This window comes from Chryseobacterium sp. WLY505 (assembly GCF_030846215.1).
Classification (GTDB): Bacteria; Bacteroidota; Bacteroidia; order Flavobacteriales; family Weeksellaceae; genus Chryseobacterium.
Window position 1 is genome coordinate 82,690 of sequence record NZ_JAVCWI010000003.1, and the last position, 18,555, is coordinate 101,244.

Consider the following 18,555-nt stretch of genomic DNA (forward strand, 5'->3'; position numbering starts at 1 on the left):
AAAAGAAATGTATAGTTTTTCACCAAAATTAAAATCAACTTCTATAATACTTCTTGTTGTAGGTTTAGTTCTTTTCGGTATTGGTTTCTTTTTGAACAAAGGAATTTCTACTGAGAAAATAGAACAAATGATGGAAGCTGTTCATGCTTCAGGTCATACTGCTCCTACACACTCAAGTGAAATGGTTGGACCTCAGGATCACGCGGCTCACCTAGAGCACGCTACAATGCAGGTACACAACCAGCCTTTAGCAGCAATACATTTTGTAGCTGTATTTTTCTTTGGAGTAAGCTGCTGCGTATTATTCTTCTATTCTATTCAGCACGCTGCCCACGCAGGATGGCCAATCATCATTACAAGAGTAATGGAAGCTATTGCTTCTTATATCCCTTACGGTGGTGCAATCTTAGTAATCCTGATGATCTTAAACATCACTCATAATGGTCACTTATTCCACTGGATGGACCCTGAATTGACAAACCCGGATTCTCCGCATTTTGATGTGATCTTATTCGAAAAGAAAAAATTCTTAAATATTCCTTTCTACGCAGTAAGAACTTTAATCTATGTGATTGGTGCTTCTTTCTTCGCTTGGAAATTAAAAGCTCAGTCTAAGAAAGTAGATGAAACGAAGTCTAAAGTAGAGTACCAAATGCTTTACAGATGGGCAGTAGGATATATCGCATTCTTCGGATTTGCTTCTGCAGCTTGGGCTTGGGACTGGTTGATGTCTATTGACCCTCACTGGTATTCTACAATGTATATCTGGTATTCAATGGTTAGCTGCCTTTCAAGTGGTATTGCTGTAATCATTCTATTAAGTGTTTACCTTAAGAAAAATGGTTTCTTACCACAGTTCAATGATAACCACTTACACGATTTAGGAGTTTTCCTTTTCGCTACAAGTATGCTTTGGACATATACATGGTTCGCTCAGTTCATGTTGTACTGGTATGCCAACGTTCCGGAAGAGGTTAACTACTTCTTCGGTAGATTCCAACACTACTCTCCTACTTTCTTACCGATGTTGATCATCAACTTCTTATTACCACTATTGGTATTAGTAAGCAGCAGCATCAAGAGAAACTATAAAGTAGTTACTACAATGGCAGTAGTAGTAATCTTAGGACACATCTTAGATTACTTCAACATGGTAATGCCAGGAACAGTAGGACCATACTGGAACACTCCTGAAGTATTCCTATTAATCCTTGGAGCAATCCTATTCGTAGCTGGATTATTTATGTTTACTGTACTTTCAGCTTTATCTAAACTGAAGTTGATTCCTACAGGAAACCCATTCTTACACGAATCTGAAATTTATGAGTATCCTTTCTAAGGACTTGTAACAAAATAAAATGATAAAAGACTGATTGTTAAAACGATCAGTCTTTTTTTAGGCATATGAAACAACTGATCGCTATGCATCTCTATCATGAGATCAACAACTAAAACAAAATCTTATTATGAAAACAAAACTTTTCCTTTACACGCTTTTCATCTTTCTCTTTAGTTTTAGTCAGGCACAGACCATCACCTTTGTTTCTGAAAAAAGCAATACTCCCCTTCCCAGAGTTTCGGTATTTGGGAAAGATGGAACTATTCTGGCATACTCAGATATTGAAGGTAAGATTGACAAACAATCATTGTCTCCCTCCCAGGAAAAGTTTCAGATTGTCTATAATAATTTTCCGGTGGCCACTATATCATATGCAGACTTTGATCAATCCGTAATAAAAATTAATGATCAGGTAAAAGAGATTGAAACCGTAGTCATAAAAAATAATAAACCTGCCAGGTATATTTTTATCAAAGGAAATTTTAATGCTTACGTGACCGTAAATAATAAACTGAATAGTTATACCGACGGAATTGTAACCTATATTTTTGACAACAAAACAAAAAAACTAAAAAATACCAATGTTGAACAATACAGGGTTTTCAGATTGACAGATCCTAAAAATGAGAAGAAAGAAACTTCATCATGGGATTATGGAAATTCTCTACAGATTCCAAAACTTAAAAATGTAGGAAATCCGGAAGAATATAAAACAAAAAGAAATATCATCAGAGAATTGAAAGGTGATCGTAAAGATCAGATTGAAGTGACAGGCGGAGCACTTCAGGAAAAAGAATTTTCATTCTTCGGATATAGATTTTATGATATCAGAACCATTTTGAACATGTCGTTTGAGAAAGGATCAGAAAAGACATTGAAAGATTTCCTGGAATACAATGAACTTGTTTTTGTTAAGCTTAAACATAAAAGTGAACCCGAATACAATCAGATTGCCGTTTACACCAATTTCTATCCTACGGAACTTAGTTTCAATGACGACAATGATATTGAAAAGGTAAAATTTAACAAAGAAAATAGTAATTACCAAACTTCTTACTGGCAGGATCCATCATTCCCCAACATGCAGACCATCTTCAGTAATTTTTTCAAGGGAGACTTAAAAGAACAACCTCAAAAAAACTAAAAATATAGGATTATGGCTACTGTGAAAAAGAAATAAAACAAGCCATAAAACATAAAGTGAAAATAAAATCCAGTATTAATAAAGGTTTTATTAAATTTGCAACAAACCAAATAAAAATGAAAAAGTTTTCTTTTCTACTTGTTTTCAGTCTGTTGCTTTTTACAGCATGTAAGAAAGATCATGTAGATGCTACGAATACTAAAACACTGCAGTCAAGTATCAATGATATGACCTCCAGTTTACCTACCATTAAGCAGATTAAGTTTAATGAGGCTCTTTATATCCTTAAGACATTTGGAGTAGAGGCAGACGGTGATATCAATGAGCTAAAAGCCCTTGGAAAACTGATTAACGGGAAGAAAGTTCCTGAAATCATGTCTTTGGCTGACGAAGTGGCTCAAAAAAACGGAATAGAATGGGCAAGTACTGCCCCGCCATCACTTGGAGAAATGAATATCTTCGGGGATGATAAAGCTAAAGAAAGCGATCCTAATGATGTGAAAGCAGGATCACTAAGCCTTGTGACAAGACCTACGGGAGATGACGGAACCGGAGCGCCTACAGCCATCCAGATTGTTCCAAGACTTGTAGATGCAGCCGGAAACCCTGTATCTTTCACAGGAGCAGGCCTTGAAGCAACTCTTGAAGTCTTCAGTAACGGGGTAAGATTGGCTACTGCTAAAAACCTGATGCAGGACAATAACTTTAAAGGATTCAATTTAAAGTTCTCATCTATTCCTGCTGCGAAAGTAGTGGATAACAAAATCGATATCACGGTTTCTGTAAAAACAACTGCCAAGACTTTCAAAATGTCTAAAATCGGTCTTGATGTCAATGCAGCAGCCTTAAAAGTTCCTGCCATTCCAAAAACTGATTCAACCGCAGTGCCGGAACAACCAAGTGCAGTGGTGGATCCAAACAATCCGACAGCAACGCCTGGTGCAACAACTGATCCTACAGCTACTCCTGCAACACCGGCTGCTCCAAAGCAACCGACTGCAGATCCTAAAAATACAGTAAGTAAGTTCCTGAACAGTGTAAGTTCTCAAAACTTAAAAGCAGCATACGAAACAGCCAGCAATCCAAGCTGGGGAAGCTATGAATCTTTCTCCAATCCGACCTCAGGTTTCGGATCTGTGAAAAATGTAAGCGTAAAAAACATTACAACAAATGGTACTACCGCAAACAGTGCCAGTGTGAATGCTACTTATGATGTAACGGATAAAAGCGGGAAGACAACTTCTTTAAAAGTAACTTTCGGGCTTAAAAATGTAAATGGAGACTGGAAAATTTCCAGCTATAAAATCAATTAATAAATGGCTTCAGCAGAACTGATCAAAAGATTAGAAGAAACAATTGAAAATATCCCGGATTTTCCGATTCCCGGAATACAGTTTAAGGATATTTCACCCATCTTTTTAAACCCAAAACTTTACGAAGACGTTATTGCAGATCTTGCAGCGTTCAGTAAAGGGAAAATTGATGCAGTATGCGGAATTGAAAGCCGCGGATACCTTTTTGGAATCGCTATCGCTGTAGCACTGGAAGTACCCTTCATCTTAATCAGAAAAGCGGGAAAACTTCCACCACCAGTCATTTCAGAAAAGTACGATCTGGAATACGGAAGTGCCATTATTGAAACCCGTGAAGGACAGTTAAAGCCTGGCCAAAGAGTTTTAATCCACGATGACCTTTTAGCAACAGGAGGAACTACAGAAGCCGCAGCCAAATTAGTAGAAAAACAAGGCGCAATTGTTTCACAGTTTAGTTTTCTTATCGGCTTACAAGGCTTGAATGGTGATGAAAAACTGAAAAAATTCGGTGCAGAGATCTACCATATTTTAGGGTATTAAGATTGATCTAACAAAATAAAGATATATGCTTCGACTCCGCTCAGCATGACAATGGCTAATAATTTACTGTAAGATTAGAAGTGTCATGCTGAGCCTGTCGAAGCATCTTTTTTTGATAAATTCACCATCCACGATTAACAATTCACAAGATTTCATCAATAATACTCACAAAGTATTTTGTAAATCTCTCAGAAACAATTAAATTTGCATTTCAATTTTTAAAAACTTATGGCAAAATTGGGAAAGAGTGCTCAGAACGAGCAAGAAGGTAAAGAAACAGTTGAGTTCTTTAAAGACCTTGACAGAGAGGCTTTAAACACTGAAAGATTTGTTGAAAAATATTCAAAGCCGCTTGGTTTTATATTTGGAGCTTTGATTTTGGGAGTTTTAGGATTCTTTGCTTATAAGCAATTTGTAGTTGCTCCAAAGAACACTGAAGCTGTAAAAAGTTTCCTTGCTGCTCAGAAAAACCTTGCTGAAGGTAAAGATAAAGATGCTTTAGGTGGAAAATCTGCTGCTAATCCTGGTTTTATAGGGACAGCTAATGAATATTCTTCTACTGAAATCGGTAAACTTTCTTCTTACAATGCCGGGCTATTAAAATTTAAAGAAGGAAAGTTCCAGGAAGCATATGATCTTTTGGATAAATTCTCTTCCAAAAACAAAACTTTAATGGCAATGAAATATGGTGCGATGGCAGATGCAAAATCAGGTCTTAACAAAAACGATGAGGCTTTAGGTTTACTGGATCAGGCGGCATCAGCATCTGATGATCCTTATACAACATATTATTTCACAAGAAAAGCAGGTATTGTTGCATTAGGATTAAAGAAAAATGCAGAAGCTAAAAAATACTTCTCTGCAATTGATGAAAAATATCAGGACTACGACAACGGAATGTCTGATTCTTATATTGAAATGACTAAATATTATTAAAAAATGGCAACAGTTAATCTATCCGATTACAAGCCACTTCATATAACGAATGCCGAAGATTTTTCTATCGGCATTGTTTTTTCTGAGTGGAATGATTTTGTAACTTACAATCTTCGTGATGCAGCTTTGGAAATCCTTGAAAAAGAAGGAGTAAAGCCTGAAAACATCAAACTTTTCCCTGTACCGGGAGCATTCGAATTAAGCTATGCAAGCATGCAGCTTTGCAAAGAGAGAAAATATGACGCAGTAATCTCTATCGGATGTGTGATCCGGGGGGAAACTCCGCATTTTGATTATGTATGTTCCGCAGTAGCACAGGGAATCAAAGACTGTAACATCATGACGGATACTCCTACAATTTTCTGTGTGTTAACGGATGATAACAAAGAACAATCTATTGCAAGAAGCGGTGGAGATCTTGGAAATAAAGGGGTAGAAGCAGCTGTAACAGCTCTTAGAATGATTGATTTCAAAAAGAAATTATCTGATAAAAAAGGAAATATCGGTTTCGGACACTCTTAATCAATAATTTATTTCAACAATATAATGGGACTATTTTTTAATAGTCCTTTTTTTATCAGTATATAAATAATTCTTAAATCTTATTAATAAAAAGGATGTTTTTCTTTTTTTCCGTCAAAAGTTCCCTACAAAAACTATCTTTGTGAAAATTAATAAAGACAGACAATACATGTTTTTAAAAAAAATAAAACCCTTCCTTTATTTAGGAATCTTCTATCTTATTATTTCCTTGATAATAAGAACAGTATTCTTTTTTCATCCTATTACTACCGCTAGCTTTGGATTTTTTGAAGTTGTAAAAGTTTTGCTGATAGGCCTGGTGAATGACGTTTTTGTTTTCATATTGGCCAGCTCTATTCTTGCCCTGTACTTCCTCTTTCTTTCCAATTCAAAATATAAAAAACCTTACGGTTACCTTATTTTGGGAGCATTAGTTCTATTCTTCCTTTATATCTGGCTTGTTCCGAACAATATTTTCAAGCAGTATGGAGGTTCTATCATGGAAATTGCCCTTGTTTTCGTAGGAATAAAAACGCTTTTCTTCGGATTGATGCTGTTTCTTCCTACACAAAGAATCAAGATCCGTAATGCATTGTATTTCATCACATTACTATTATACGTTCTTCTGATCATTTTCAACGGAGTAAGTGAATACTTCTTCTATAATGAATTTGGAGTTCGTTATAATTTTATTGCTGTAGATTATCTTATTTATACCAATGAAGTGATTGGGAATATCATGGAAAGTTACCCTGTAATTCCATTGTTTTCTGCCATCATGCTTGTTACCCTTACCATCACGTGGTTCATTTATAAGAAAACAAAAGATGAATTGCTGGAACTTCCGGACTTTAAACAAAAAATGGTTCTTCTGGGTAGTTTTATGGTACTTTGCGCGTTGAGTGCACTGGCAATACCGTCTTTGATGCAGATTAAATCTGACAATGTTTTCGCAGACGAAATTGAAGCTAACGGACTTCCTAAGTTCTACTGGGCATTTACCCATAATGAGCTGGATTATTTCCAGTTTTACTCGCAGATTAACCAACAGCAGGCCGAAAAGAACTTCTTAAGCCAATATCCACAACACACTTTATCAAGAGCTGTTGTTGCAGAACAGCCGGAAGTGAAGAAAAACGTAGTATTGATCTCCATCGAGAGTCTTTCTGCTGATTTCATGGAACATTATGGTAATACCCAAAAAATTACCCCTTTCCTGGATAGCCTTGCCGACAAATCACTGATGTTTACCAATCTGTATGCAACCGGAAACAGAACGGTACGTGGATTGGAAGCCTTGACATTGTGTATTCCTCCCACTGCAGGAGAAAGTGTTATCAAAAGAGATGACAATAAGAATAAATTCACGACCGGAAGTGTTTTCAAGTCTAAAGGATACGATGTCAAATTTTTATATGGCGGATACAGCTATTTCGACAACATGCAGGACTTCTTCGGAGGAAACGGCTATGGTATCGTAGATAGAAACAACTTTAAACCTGAAGAAATCACTTTTGCCAATGTTTGGGGTGTTGCTGATGAAGATATGGCCAGAAAAGCAATTCAGGTAATGAATGCTGAAGCCAAGTCAGGAAAACCATTTTTTAATCACTGGATGACGGTTTCCAACCACAGACCGTTTACTTATCCTGACGGAAGAATTGATATTCCGGGAACGGCAAAATCCCGTGAAGGTGGTGTAAAATATACAGACTACTCTCTTAAGCTGTTCTTCGATATGGCTAAGAAACAGGACTGGTATAAAAACACAGTTTTTGTTATCATTGCAGACCATTGTGCATCCAGCGCCGGGAAAACAGAACTTCCGATGGATAAATACAGAATTCCAGCTATGATCTTCTCTGAAGGATTTATTCAGCCTCAGAAATTTGATGCACTGATGTCTCAGATAGATGTAATGCCTACGCTTATGGGCTTATTAAATTTCAGTTATCAATCTAAGTTTCTAGGTCAGGATGTCTTCAGACAGGAATTCCAGCCTAAAGCGTATGTGGCAACCTATCAGGATCTTGGATTTATCAAAGGTGAGCGTTTGACCATTATTTCGCCGGTAAAAAAGGTAAAACAATATTCTTTGGAACTGGAAAAAAGTGATCTGAAACCGGAATTTAAACTGTATTACGACGAAAAATTATTAAAAGATCCAGATCAGAAACTGGTAGATGATGCCGTATCAGCCTATCAGTCTACTTCTTACTGGCTCAAAACAAAACAACTCAACAGATAAATATCTAGATATTTTCGCTTATAATCTGGTGTAAAATATTTAAATTAACCCATAAATTTATTGATATGAAATGGACAGACGACAGAGGCGGAAACGTTGATGACCGCCGTGGTTCAGGAGGCGGAAGCGGAGGCATGATTGTAGGCGGCGGACTCGGAACATTAATTATAGCAGCCATCGTGTTCTTTTTGGGAGGTGACCCATCCGGAATTTTGAATTCTGGCGGCATGCAGCCTTCAGGAAATTCCGGAGAGCAAAGAGAACTGACTACAGGTGAAAAGCAGATTGGAGAAATGGTAAAGATGATGGATGCATGGAATAGCCAGACCTGGACTCAAATATTTAAAGAAAACGGTATGACATATACTGACCCAGGTATTGTTCTTTTTGAAAATACAACTTCTTCAGCATGTGGTACAGCGCAGTCTGCTATGGGACCATTCTACTGCCCTGCCGATCAGAAAGTTTATATGGATATGAGCTTTTTTGGTGAGCTTCAGCAAAAATTCGGAGCTAAAGTAACAGAATTTACAGTAGCTTATGTTCTTGCGCATGAAGTAGGACATCATGTACAAACTCTTTTGGGAACTACTCAAAAAGTGGATGCTTTAAGAAGAAGTGGAAGATACTCCGAAGAACAAATGAACAGAGTATCTGTTGCTACAGAATTACAGGCCGATTTTTATGCCGGAGTATGGGCAAAAAGAACCAATGACAGCAAACATATTCTTGAACCAGGAGACATAGAATCTGCCATAGATGCTGCAGAAGCTGTTGGAGATGATAATATTCAGAAAAGAGCACAGGGATATGTGAACCAGGAAAGCTTTACCCATGGCTCTTCTGCACAACGTAAAGAATGGTTTATGAAAGGTTATAACACCGGAGATATCAGACAAGGTGATACTTTCAACCAATTATTAAAATAGTTTTACTACAATTATTGTAATGATATAAAATAAAATGCGGTCTTAGCTTAAGACCGCATTTTTTGTTTATTGCAATTCGATTGGATTAGAATTTTTCTTGGCTTCTTCTTTTACCCTTTCCTCCATTCTCTTTCTCATATCGGCAGGATTCTGATTCCCTCCGCCTCCAGGGCCTCTTCCTCCTCCACCTACTCTCATCGGAGCGCTTATACCACCTGTGCTCTGACTCATGAATGACATTGGATCAGTCTTGAACTTTTGCTGCTGCTTTAAATAATCTGTTCTTTTTACTTTTAAAGTATTTCCAAACTGGTTCAACGTCGGAAACTCAGCAATTTTATAGTTTTTCATGAGATCAAAAGAATAATCTCCTTTATCATCTTCCACTTTTACAATCAGTCCCGGAAGTCCTCCGAATTTATAAGGTCCGTCCTGATAAGGAAGATCTGTGGTAAACCATGCGGTCCATTTTCTTCCTCCAAAATCGGTTTCAGCTTTCTGAACTTTGTATTCACCAATTTTTCTCGTTTCTGATTCAATTTTCCAGTTCAGAGGTCTGTCTTCTTCATAAGAATAGAGATCTCGTCCGATTCTGTCTTTAAAATAGGTCTTTTGATTTGTTTTATCTTTTTCAATGGAATAGCTGATATTCGTTCTCAATCCTTCCATCTGATCTCTGTTGATACTTCCTCTTCCTCCTCCACCCTGAAATGCTTTTTGCATAATAGAGTCTCTTTTGATTCTGTTTTCAGAATAAAACACTGACTTTTCCGGAGAAATATCCAGATAAGCATTTTCAGTCTTGATATCTGTTTTATTTTCAGCATCAGGCTTCATAGTCACCTGATACACAAACCTGTTAGTCTGTGCAGAAACATTCTGTATGAAGAGTGCCAATGCGATAATACCTAATTTTTTCATTTATATTTTTATTTATTTTAATTCAATTGGGTTCTGTACTGTATTGGTAAAAGAAGGAGTTTCTACAGAGGGGCCTTGTGACATCGGCATTCCCTGATTGTCTCCGCCCATTCCGCCTCTGTGCATTCCACCACCTCCGTGGCCGCCGCCTCTCATTCCTCCCCCATTCATTCCGCCGCCATGTTTTCCGCCTCCGAAATTCATATTTCCGGCCATCGCTTTTTTGTTTTTACCGAATTCCAGTTCAAGAGCAGCTTTATCACTATGGAAATTAATTCTTGTACTTTGCTTGGCATCAGAACGTATCTGTTCTTCAAAAGCATTTTTAATCGTGAGCTTTTTCACAAGATCAAATTTATAGTCTCCTTTATCATCCTCCAGTTTTACAATTAGTCCTGGCAATCCTGAAAACTTGTAAGGACCGTCAGACAATGGAATTTCTTTGGTAAACCAGGCTGTCCAGACTCTTCCTCCAAACCCGGCAACTGCTTTTTGGGCGGAATATCCATTCTGTTTCTCCACAACATTAGTTACCTCCCATTTTACAGGTCTGTCTTCCTGGTAATAAATCTGTTTTCCGGAAGCCTTCTCATAATAATATACTTTCTGATCCGGAATGGTCTTGGTAATGAAATATTCAAAAAATGTAGGTTCAAAATGTTTTTTTCCTTCCATTTTTGAAAAATCTTTTTCCTCTTTTTTATTTTCTTTTATTTCTGACCTTAATTCTGCAAAAAGAGAGTCTCTTTTCAATTTATTTTCACTGATGAATAAGGAACGATCTCCTTTAACATCCAGAAAAGTTCTCTCGCTTTTCATACTTACCAGATTGATAGAATCCGGATTTACCAAGGTTTCATAAACAAATCTGGTAGTTTGTCCATAGGATACAATGGTGAAAAACAACACAAAAAAACTATTATTTTTTGTTTCATTACCAATTTTCTTTATAGATCGAAAATAAGATTCAAGGTTAAATCCTTAATGAAATCTTCACATTGAAGGGCTAAAATTATCATTTTTTAACATAATTTATCTTATCAGAGATTGCTATTAATATCAGAATCATTAAAATAGATATCTTCGATTTGAGATTGCGGAAATTAGTTTGTATTTTTGCATCATTAAATCATTCTAAATAAATACAATGATAAAAGTATCAGACTATGCAAAGGAGAAAGCCATCCAGTTAATGACGGAAGATGGTTTTAACCCTGCTGAAGATTATATAAGAGTAGGGGTGAAAAGCGGCGGATGCTCTGGTTTAGAGTATGTTTTAAAGTTTGATAACCAAAAAACAGACACAGATCAGATTTTTGAAGATAATAACATTAAAATTATTATAGATAAAAAATCCATCCTTTATTTAGCAGGAACAACTCTTGAGTATTCAGGAGGATTGAACGGAAAAGGGTTTGTTTTTAACAACCCGAATGCATCCAGAACATGCGGATGCGGGGAATCATTTAGTCTTTAGAGAAAAGACATTAGATCCTAGATTTCAGACCTCAGAGCTATTCTGAATTCTGAAATCTAAAATCTGAAATCTAAAAAAAAGTAATGAGTAAATATACAGAAGACGATTTAAGAGTCGATCTAGAAAATAAAAAATATGAATTCGGTTGGGAAACGAAGATTGATTATGAAGATTTCCCTACTGGTTTAAATGAGGACATCATCCGTGCGATCTCTGCTAAAAAAGAAGAACCAGAATGGATGACTGAATGGCGATTGGAATCTTTCAAAATCTGGCAGAAAATGGTAGAGCCTGAATGGGCCAATATCAAATATGAAAAACCAGATTTTCAGGCAATCCGTTACTACGCTGCTCCTAAAGTAAAGCCAGAACTGGCAAGTCTTGACGAAGTAGATCCTGAGTTGTTGAAGACATTCGCAAAGCTAGGGATTAATATCGAAGAGCAAAAAAGACTTTCCGGAGTTGCCGTAGATATCGTAATGGACTCAGTTTCTGTGAAAACCACTTTCCAGGATACATTGGCAGAGAAAGGAATTATTTTCTGCTCCATCTCTGAGGCTATTAAAAACCACCCTGATTTAGTAAGAAAATATCTTGGAAAAGTAGTTCCAAGAGGAGATAACTTTTATGCAGCATTGAATTCCGCAGTATTTTCTGACGGAAGTTTCTGTTATATTCCTAAAGGGGTAAAATGCCCTATGGAACTTTCCACATATTTCCGTATCAACCAGGCAGGAACAGGACAGTTTGAAAGAACGCTTCTTGTAGCTGATGAAGGAAGTTATGTTTCTTATCTTGAAGGATGTACAGCACCATCAAGAGATGAAAACCAGCTTCACGCAGCTGTTGTAGAGCTTATTGCTTTAGACAATGCCGAGATCAAATATTCAACGGTACAGAATTGGTATCCGGGTAATGAAGAAGGAAAAGGAGGTGTATTCAACTTTGTAACGAAAAGAGGACTTTGCGAAAGAAATGCAAAAATCTCATGGACACAGGTAGAAACAGGTTCTGCAGTAACATGGAAATATCCGTCTTGTATCCTTAAAGGAGACAATTCTATCGGAGAATTCTACTCTATTGCAGTTACCAACAACCACCAGTATGCAGATACAGGAACAAAAATGATCCATATCGGAAAGAATACCAAATCAACGATTATTTCAAAAGGTATTTCTGCAGGGAAATCACAAAACTCATACAGAGGACAGGTGAAGGTAATGCCTTCTGCAAAAGGAGCAAGAAACTTCTCACAGTGTGACTCTTTATTGATGGGTAATGAATGTGGAGCTCATACTTTCCCTTATATTGAAATCAAAGATCCTACGGCACAGTTAGAGCACGAGGCAACGACTTCAAAAATCGGAGAAGATCAGATTTTCTACTGTAACCAGAGAGGTATTGATACTGAAAGAGCCATTGCTCTGATTGTGAATGGTTTCAGCAAAGAAGTTTTGAACAAGCTTCCAATGGAATTTGCTATTGAAGCTCAGAAATTACTAGAGATTTCATTAGAAGGTTCTGTAGGATAATATCATCAAAAAAGAACCCTTCAGATAAAAACAAACTGATTTAAAGGCAAGGTTTTCAGAGTTTTTATCCGATGATCAACCATTAAAGGGAAATATAAGTTATAGTCTTCATTGAAGATTATTATAAACATAAAATATAAAAAGCTTCTGTCCGTCTATTGAGGAAATATCCCACATAAAGACGATGTGTATATAAAGGAAAGAAGCTCATACAATTATAAAAAGCAAAAGTTAGCAAGAATGTTACAAATTAAAGACCTTCACGCCAAAATTGAAGATGGCGCAGAAATATTAAAAGGTATTAATCTTGAAATAAAGCCGGGCGAAGTTCACGCGATCATGGGACCCAACGGAGCTGGTAAATCTACCCTTTCTTCTGTAATCGCAGGAAAAGAAGATTACGAGGTAACTGGTGGAGAGATTCTTTTCCAGGGAGAAGACATCAGCGAAGATGCTCCTGAAGATAGAGCTCACAAAGGGATTTTCCTTTCTTTCCAGTATCCAGTGGAAATTCCGGGAGTTTCTGTAACGAACTTTATCAAAGCTGCTTTGAACGAGACGAGAAAAGCAAACGGACTGGAGGAAATGCCGGCAAAAGAAATGCTTGCATTAATCCGTGAGAAGTCTGAAAAGCTGGGAATTAAAAAAGATTTCCTTTCAAGATCATTGAACGAGGGATTCTCCGGAGGTGAAAAGAAAAGAAATGAAATTTTCCAGATGATGATGCTTAATCCTAAATTAGCTATTCTTGATGAAACTGATTCAGGATTGGATATCGATGCATTAAGAATCGTTGCAGATGGTGTAAACCACTTTAAAAACGAAGGAAATGCAGTTCTTTTGATTACGCACTATCAGAGATTGCTAAACTATATTCAGCCTGATTTCGTTCACGTTTTAGCAGATGGAAAAATCATCAAAACAGGTGACAAGTCTTTAGCATTAGAACTTGAAGAAAAAGGTTACGACTGGCTTTTAAATTAATTTGAAATTTACTATTTGAGATTTGAAATTATGGCAACCATTTATGAAGTGCAGCAAATATGAATCTCTAAAGTAAAAATTGGATTCCTATTCCTCGGAATAACAATATTTTAGTTCAAAAAAAAAGAAAAAATGGTGCAAACCACAGATATACCAGTAATGGCATTAAAAGAACAAATTATAGAGAACCATAATGAATTTTTGGAGAGTCTTCGTCACAGGTTTCTTGATGACAGCAGACAAGCAGCTCTTCAAAGATTTGCCAACTTTGGTTTTCCGACAAAAAAAGACGAAGAATATAAATATACCAATCTAAAGGAAATCACGGAAAAAAGCTACAACTTCTTCCCGAAAGAGAGCCACAATATCACTAAAGAGCAGTTTGATGAACTGCACCTTGGGGAAGAAAATTTTGATTGGATTGTTTTTGTAAACGGTAAGCTTCACAAGGAGTTATCTAAAGTTTCTATTGAGAATGTAGAATTCCTTTCTTTCAATTATGCATTGAATGATGAGAAGCATAAAGAAGTTTTTGAAAAGTATTTCAATACGATTGCTTCCAAAGAACAGGCTTTTACGAACCTGAACCTTGCTTACTGCAAATATGGATTCTTCCTTAAAGTTCCTAAAAATGTAGTGATTGAAAAGCCAATCCATGTTTTTTACATTTCTCAGAATCAGGAGGAAAACACGTTTTACAATACAAGAAACCTTTTGATCGTAGAAGAAGGAGCTAAAGTAGAGGTCATTGAAAGCCATCACAATTTTGACAGCACTTACGTGTTAACAAACTCTGTAACGGAGATCTTTACCTACCCTAATGCAAAGGCTGACTGGCACAAACTTCAGAACGATAACAACACAACCTATCTTATCGACAATACTTTCGCAAGACAGGAAAAAGATAGTTTAACAACGGTAAACACGTTCTCCTTCGGAGGTAAACTGGTAAGAAACAACCTTGATTTTATTCATAATGGGTCCAATATCAATTCATTCATGAACGGAATCACCATTATCGGGAAAGATCAGTTGGTAGATCACCATACAGCGGTTCACCATAACTTCCCGAACTGTGAAAGTTACCAGAACTACAAAGGAATCTTTGACGGGAATGCTCACGGAGTTTTCAATGGAAAAGTTTTTGTGGACAAGATTGCTCAGAAGACAAATGCTTATCAGCAAAACAACAATGTATTGCTAAGCGAAGGGGCAAGTATTGATACAAAACCTCAGTTAGAAATTTTTGCAGACGATGTAAAATGTTCTCACGGATGTACAGTAGGACAATTGAATGAAGATGCTTTATTCTATCTGAGAGCCAGAGGAATTTCGAAAAAAGAAGCTCAGGCATTACTTTTATATGCTTTCGCGAATGATGCTATGCAGAATATTGATATAGAACCTCTAAAAGAGAAAATTTCCAAGCTATTAGCTGAGAAATTGGGAGTTGATATAGAATTTTAAAACTTATATATTGATAAAGAAAGCACTTCATTTGAAGTGCTTTTTTATTGTATCACAGATTGTATTTCTGTCTTATTTTTTCAACCAGCTTTGGTTATCTTTATTTTCTGAACGTTTCTTACCGTTATCAAAATTATAAGCCAATCCTACGCCTAAAGTCTGCTTCAACTGGGTCTTCCATATCTGATTATGATCATACAAAAGGTCCAGAGTAACGTTGGTAGAAATATATTTATTGATCTTCATGCTTAAAACCCCGCTGTATCCAAGAACCAGTCTTTCCGGATGGTCGAGATAATTTGAGAATACAGAAGCCGTATTCAGCAAGGTAATGTTCTCCATAATTTTCAGCTTATACATTGCTGTTCCCAGGAAACCGAATTGGAAAAGAGAAGAGTCGCCATCATTTTTAAGACCATAAGTTCCCGCTTTCTGAAGATCATCGTCTAATACAAAAGTCCATCTTGCATTCGCAGGACGTAAAGTCACGGTAAGATTATCATTGGGGCGGTAAGTAACCCCAGCTCCTACACTCAGATATCCGGGAGCCATGAAATTAGAAATCTTTTTGGCATCAGGATTATTTCCATCTTCATAACCCGGAGCAAACTGAGTCTGAAGCCCTGCACCTGCAGATAAATACCAATGTTTGGCAAATTCTCTACCATAGTTTGTAGAAAGATTAATGACATCCTGAGTCTTTCTTACTCCGGTTCCCTGCGTATTATTTTGCCCGTAACCCAGGATAATGATATTTTCCCAAAGATCTTTCCCTTTTTCATAAGTAAGGTTGTAATTAACACCAGCAAGCCACCCTACGTTGTTGGCTCCACCTCCTACCCAGTTTGAAAACGCAGCCTGGTTAAGCATTAATGTATTTTGTCCCTGAATAGACCATGCTTTAATGGTGTCTGATGCCGGAGCTTCTGTCTTAGCCTCCTGAGCGAATGCTACAGCCCCAAAAGAGATAGAACTGATCAATAAAAGTTTTTTCATAATGTTGATTTATTACAAATGTATAAATAATAATTTACGTCATCATAAAATTCACTTTAAAATGAATTTAACATAATTAAAACCAGACATGTAACAAACTGAAAATAAAACACTTGAAAACGAAACGATTACCCATCAAACTTAAGTCAACTTAAAAATACAGAATTTCGTAAAGAAAAAAACACTTCAGAAATGAAGTGTTTGTATTTATAATAAACGAATTCTAAACTATTTTTTGATCCACCACTGGCTGTCTTTCCGATCAGAACGTTTCACTCCATTTGCCAGTGTATAGGCAAATCCGATTCCGAGAGTTTGCTTCAGCTGCGTTTTTTCTATCTGATTATGATCGTAGAGCAAGTCTACGGTCACATTGGAGGATATGTATTTATTTACCTTCAGATTCAATAGAGCTCCGTAAGCAAGAACCAGCCTTTCCGGATGATCGAGGTAGTTTGAAAAGACAGAAGCAGTATTCGTTAAGTAGATATCTTCCATTATTTTCAGTTTATACATTGCCGTTCCCAGAAAACCAAATTGCAATAAAGAAGTATCTCCGTCATTTTTTAAACCATAGCTCCCTGCTGTCTGAAGATCTTTATCCAATACAAATGTCCACCTGGCGTTGGTAGGACGTAAAGTTACCGTAAGATCATCATTGGGTCTGTACGTGATACCCATCCCGACGTTCAGGTAACCCGGTGCCATAAAATTAGAGATTTTTTTGGCTTCAGGATTATTCCCATCTTCATATCCTGCCGCAAACTGTGATTGCAAACCAGCTCCTAAGGAGAAATACCAGCTTTTTGAAAATTTTCTTCCATAATTGGTAGAAACATTGATAACATCCTGTGTTTTTCTGATCCCAAGGCCTTTTGTATCATTCTGCCCGTACCCTAGAATGATGATATTTTCCCAAAGGTCTTTGTCTTTTTCATAGGTCAGATTATAATTGATCCCGGCTAGCCATCCTACGTTATTGGCTCCACCTCCTACCCAGTTTGAAAAGGCCGCCTGGTTGATCATTAATGTATTTTTTCCTAAAACCGACCAGTATTTTACGGTGTCTACTACTACCGAATCTTTTTTCAATTCTTCTTGTGCACTTGCATATATTCCTATAAAACAGGAAAGAATCAATAAAAACTTCTTCATTACTCTAAATAATTTTCAATGCAAAAATATTAATATAATTTTTTTTAAAGGTAAGTTCAGCTTTAAAAAGAATCGAATTTCAATATGCTGAATCACCTCATAACAAGATATTTCTATAAAATCAATGCCAAAATAATAAGTTTAAAAGTTAAATTTAATACCTTTTGTCTTAAAATCAGGTCGGTAGAAACGAATTCATCGACAAATTTTCCGAAATTTATTATTGGCTTTTGATTTGACGTAAAATCCATATGTTCAAAAATGTAATTTCCAAAAGAGCGGTTATTTACCCATTGCTGATGCTTTCAGCGATGTGGTTCGGGTATTTTTTACAAATGCAGGGCTTTTTTCAAAGCTGTTTTGGAGCCATTATTCCTCTCTTACCCGAGGGATTGCTTGGGGTAGTTACTTCTCCCCTTTTACATGGAAATATTGATCATATTATAGGAAATTCTATTCCGATAGCAGCACTTATGTTTTTGCTGTATCAGTTTTATCCATTGGTTGCCAATAAAGTTTTTATCATCGGCTGGCTGGCAACAGGACTTTTGGTATGGCTTCTTCCTCCTATTGATATCCTTACTGGTGAATATATGTACACTTGTACCATCGGGGCCAGTGGCGTAGTTTATGTACTCGCTTTTTTCCTTTTCTTCAGCGGGGTATTCAAGTGGAACACAAAGCTGCTCACAATTTCAATGCTTGTTGTGCTTTATTATGGCAGTTTGGTTTGGGGAATGCTTCCCGAAGAACTGTTTTACAACATGCAGGAGCCGAGCAAAATTTCTTGGCAGGCCCATCTTTCAGGAGCTGTAGTAGGCAGTATCATTGCCTTTGCCTTTAAAAATGTCGGCGAAAAGAAGAAAAAATTCATCTGGGAGTTTCCGAATTATTACAGCGAAAAGGATGATAAATTGTGGCAGGAATACAAGGAAAATCACCCTGAGGATTTTATGGAACTTCCTTACAAGAAAAAAGATGATATCTGGGATCATCTGGATGAATTGAGAAAAAGATAAAACTTATTTCATTACATTTGAAAAAAAACACAC

17 protein-coding genes are annotated in these 18,555 nt (G+C 36.7%); 13 read left to right on the plus strand and 4 right to left on the minus strand.

Going from position 1 to position 18,555, the window contains the following annotated elements; genetic code table 11:
- The first annotated feature begins 7 nt into the window (after positions 1–7).
- The 8 genes from RAH34_RS08825 to RAH34_RS08860 all read left to right on the plus strand — a co-directional run bounded on the left by RAH34_RS08825 (position 8) and on the right by RAH34_RS08860 (position 8,971).
- On the plus strand, positions 8–1,339 hold the full coding sequence (locus tag RAH34_RS08825; protein ID WP_306595876.1) for a quinol:cytochrome C oxidoreductase: 1,332 nt from the start codon (positions 8–10) through the stop codon (positions 1,337–1,339).
- A gap of 127 nt (positions 1,340–1,466) precedes the next feature.
- Positions 1,467–2,483 (plus strand): hypothetical protein, encoded by a 1,017-nt coding sequence (locus RAH34_RS08830; RefSeq protein WP_306595877.1) that lies wholly within the window; start codon positions 1,467–1,469, stop codon positions 2,481–2,483.
- A 116-nt stretch (positions 2,484–2,599) separates the two neighbouring features.
- Positions 2,600–3,796, plus strand: coding sequence for a hypothetical protein (locus tag RAH34_RS08835; RefSeq protein ID WP_114819749.1), 1,197 nt, complete (start codon positions 2,600–2,602; stop codon positions 3,794–3,796).
- 3 nt (positions 3,797–3,799) lie between these two features.
- Entirely contained in the window at positions 3,800–4,336 is a 537-nt protein-coding gene (locus tag RAH34_RS08840; RefSeq protein ID WP_306595878.1) for an adenine phosphoribosyltransferase, read from the plus strand.
- Between the two features lie 228 nt (positions 4,337–4,564).
- The gene (locus RAH34_RS08845; RefSeq protein ID WP_306595879.1) at positions 4,565–5,272 is read left to right on the plus strand and encodes a tetratricopeptide repeat protein; all 708 of its coding nucleotides are present in this window, start codon (positions 4,565–4,567) and stop codon (positions 5,270–5,272) included.
- A 3-nt stretch (positions 5,273–5,275) separates the two neighbouring features.
- Complete coding sequence (gene ribH, locus RAH34_RS08850) at positions 5,276–5,794, plus strand: 6,7-dimethyl-8-ribityllumazine synthase (protein ID WP_034691815.1); 519 nt, start codon at positions 5,276–5,278, stop codon at positions 5,792–5,794.
- A 169-nt stretch (positions 5,795–5,963) separates the two neighbouring features.
- On the plus strand, positions 5,964–8,042 hold the full coding sequence (locus tag RAH34_RS08855) for an LTA synthase family protein (protein ID WP_306596062.1): 2,079 nt from the start codon (positions 5,964–5,966) through the stop codon (positions 8,040–8,042).
- Positions 8,043–8,107: 65 nt separating this feature from the next.
- The gene (locus RAH34_RS08860; RefSeq protein ID WP_114819744.1) at positions 8,108–8,971 is read left to right on the plus strand and encodes a neutral zinc metallopeptidase; all 864 of its coding nucleotides are present in this window, start codon (positions 8,108–8,110) and stop codon (positions 8,969–8,971) included.
- A 66-nt stretch (positions 8,972–9,037) separates the two neighbouring features.
- Here the strand turns inward: RAH34_RS08860 and RAH34_RS08865 are convergent, their stop codons facing one another.
- Together RAH34_RS08865 and RAH34_RS08870 are read right to left on the minus strand one after the other, a co-directional pair.
- Positions 9,038–9,892: a GLPGLI family protein gene (locus RAH34_RS08865; RefSeq protein ID WP_306595880.1), complete on the minus strand. Its 855-nt coding sequence runs from the start codon at positions 9,890–9,892 to the stop codon at positions 9,038–9,040.
- Between the two features lie 12 nt (positions 9,893–9,904).
- Positions 9,905–10,801, minus strand: coding sequence for a GLPGLI family protein (locus tag RAH34_RS08870; RefSeq protein WP_306595881.1), 897 nt, complete (start codon positions 10,799–10,801; stop codon positions 9,905–9,907).
- A gap of 238 nt (positions 10,802–11,039) precedes the next feature.
- On the opposite strand from RAH34_RS08870, the gene RAH34_RS08875 reads away from it, so the two are divergent.
- From RAH34_RS08875 to sufD, 4 genes are all read left to right on the plus strand, one after another.
- Positions 11,040–11,369 (plus strand): iron-sulfur cluster assembly accessory protein, encoded by a 330-nt coding sequence (locus RAH34_RS08875; protein ID WP_027372006.1) that lies wholly within the window; start codon positions 11,040–11,042, stop codon positions 11,367–11,369.
- Positions 11,370–11,452: 83 nt separating this feature from the next.
- Positions 11,453–12,901, plus strand: coding sequence for a Fe-S cluster assembly protein SufB (sufB, locus tag RAH34_RS08880; protein WP_114819741.1), 1,449 nt, complete (start codon positions 11,453–11,455; stop codon positions 12,899–12,901).
- A gap of 240 nt (positions 12,902–13,141) precedes the next feature.
- On the plus strand, positions 13,142–13,885 hold the full coding sequence (gene sufC, locus RAH34_RS08885) for a Fe-S cluster assembly ATPase SufC (protein WP_105683083.1): 744 nt from the start codon (positions 13,142–13,144) through the stop codon (positions 13,883–13,885).
- Between the two features lie 159 nt (positions 13,886–14,044).
- Positions 14,045–15,352: a Fe-S cluster assembly protein SufD gene (sufD, locus tag RAH34_RS08890; protein ID WP_306596063.1), complete on the plus strand. Its 1,308-nt coding sequence runs from the start codon at positions 14,045–14,047 to the stop codon at positions 15,350–15,352.
- 72 nt (positions 15,353–15,424) lie between these two features.
- On the opposite strand, the gene RAH34_RS08895 is transcribed toward sufD, so the two are convergent.
- Positions 15,425–16,348 (minus strand): DUF3078 domain-containing protein, encoded by a 924-nt coding sequence (locus RAH34_RS08895; RefSeq protein WP_306595882.1) that lies wholly within the window; start codon positions 16,346–16,348, stop codon positions 15,425–15,427.
- 228 nt (positions 16,349–16,576) lie between these two features.
- A complete protein-coding gene (locus RAH34_RS08900; protein ID WP_306595883.1) occupies positions 16,577–17,503 on the minus strand; it encodes a DUF3078 domain-containing protein in 927 nt (308 codons plus the stop codon).
- 251 nt (positions 17,504–17,754) lie between these two features.
- Between RAH34_RS08900 and RAH34_RS08905 the strand changes: the two genes are divergently transcribed.
- Entirely contained in the window at positions 17,755–18,522 is a 768-nt protein-coding gene (locus tag RAH34_RS08905) for a rhomboid family intramembrane serine protease (RefSeq protein WP_306595884.1), read from the plus strand.
- Positions 18,523–18,555 lie beyond the last annotated feature (33 nt).

Coding starts and splice junctions, on each gene's coding strand:
- RAH34_RS08825 (WP_306595876.1), top strand. CDS start 8: ATGTATAGTTTTTCACCAAAATTAAAATCAACTTCTATAATACTTCTT.
- RAH34_RS08830 (WP_306595877.1), top strand. CDS start 1,467: ATGAAAACAAAACTTTTCCTTTACACGCTTTTCATCTTTCTCTTTAGT.
- RAH34_RS08835 (WP_114819749.1), top strand. CDS start 2,600: ATGAAAAAGTTTTCTTTTCTACTTGTTTTCAGTCTGTTGCTTTTTACA.
- RAH34_RS08840 (WP_306595878.1), top strand. CDS start 3,800: ATGGCTTCAGCAGAACTGATCAAAAGATTAGAAGAAACAATTGAAAAT.
- RAH34_RS08845 (WP_306595879.1), top strand. CDS start 4,565: ATGGCAAAATTGGGAAAGAGTGCTCAGAACGAGCAAGAAGGTAAAGAA.
- ribH (WP_034691815.1), top strand. CDS start 5,276: ATGGCAACAGTTAATCTATCCGATTACAAGCCACTTCATATAACGAAT.
- RAH34_RS08855 (WP_306596062.1), top strand. CDS start 5,964: ATGTTTTTAAAAAAAATAAAACCCTTCCTTTATTTAGGAATCTTCTAT.
- RAH34_RS08860 (WP_114819744.1), top strand. CDS start 8,108: ATGAAATGGACAGACGACAGAGGCGGAAACGTTGATGACCGCCGTGGT.
- RAH34_RS08865 (WP_306595880.1), bottom strand. CDS start 9,892: ATGAAAAAATTAGGTATTATCGCATTGGCACTCTTCATACAGAATGTT.
- RAH34_RS08875 (WP_027372006.1), top strand. CDS start 11,040: ATGATAAAAGTATCAGACTATGCAAAGGAGAAAGCCATCCAGTTAATG.
- sufB (WP_114819741.1), top strand. CDS start 11,453: ATGAGTAAATATACAGAAGACGATTTAAGAGTCGATCTAGAAAATAAA.
- sufC (WP_105683083.1), top strand. CDS start 13,142: ATGTTACAAATTAAAGACCTTCACGCCAAAATTGAAGATGGCGCAGAA.
- sufD (WP_306596063.1), top strand. CDS start 14,045: ATGGCATTAAAAGAACAAATTATAGAGAACCATAATGAATTTTTGGAG.
- RAH34_RS08895 (WP_306595882.1), bottom strand. CDS start 16,348: ATGAAAAAACTTTTATTGATCAGTTCTATCTCTTTTGGGGCTGTAGCA.
- RAH34_RS08900 (WP_306595883.1), bottom strand. CDS start 17,503: ATGAAGAAGTTTTTATTGATTCTTTCCTGTTTTATAGGAATATATGCA.
- RAH34_RS08905 (WP_306595884.1), top strand. CDS start 17,755: ATGTTCAAAAATGTAATTTCCAAAAGAGCGGTTATTTACCCATTGCTG.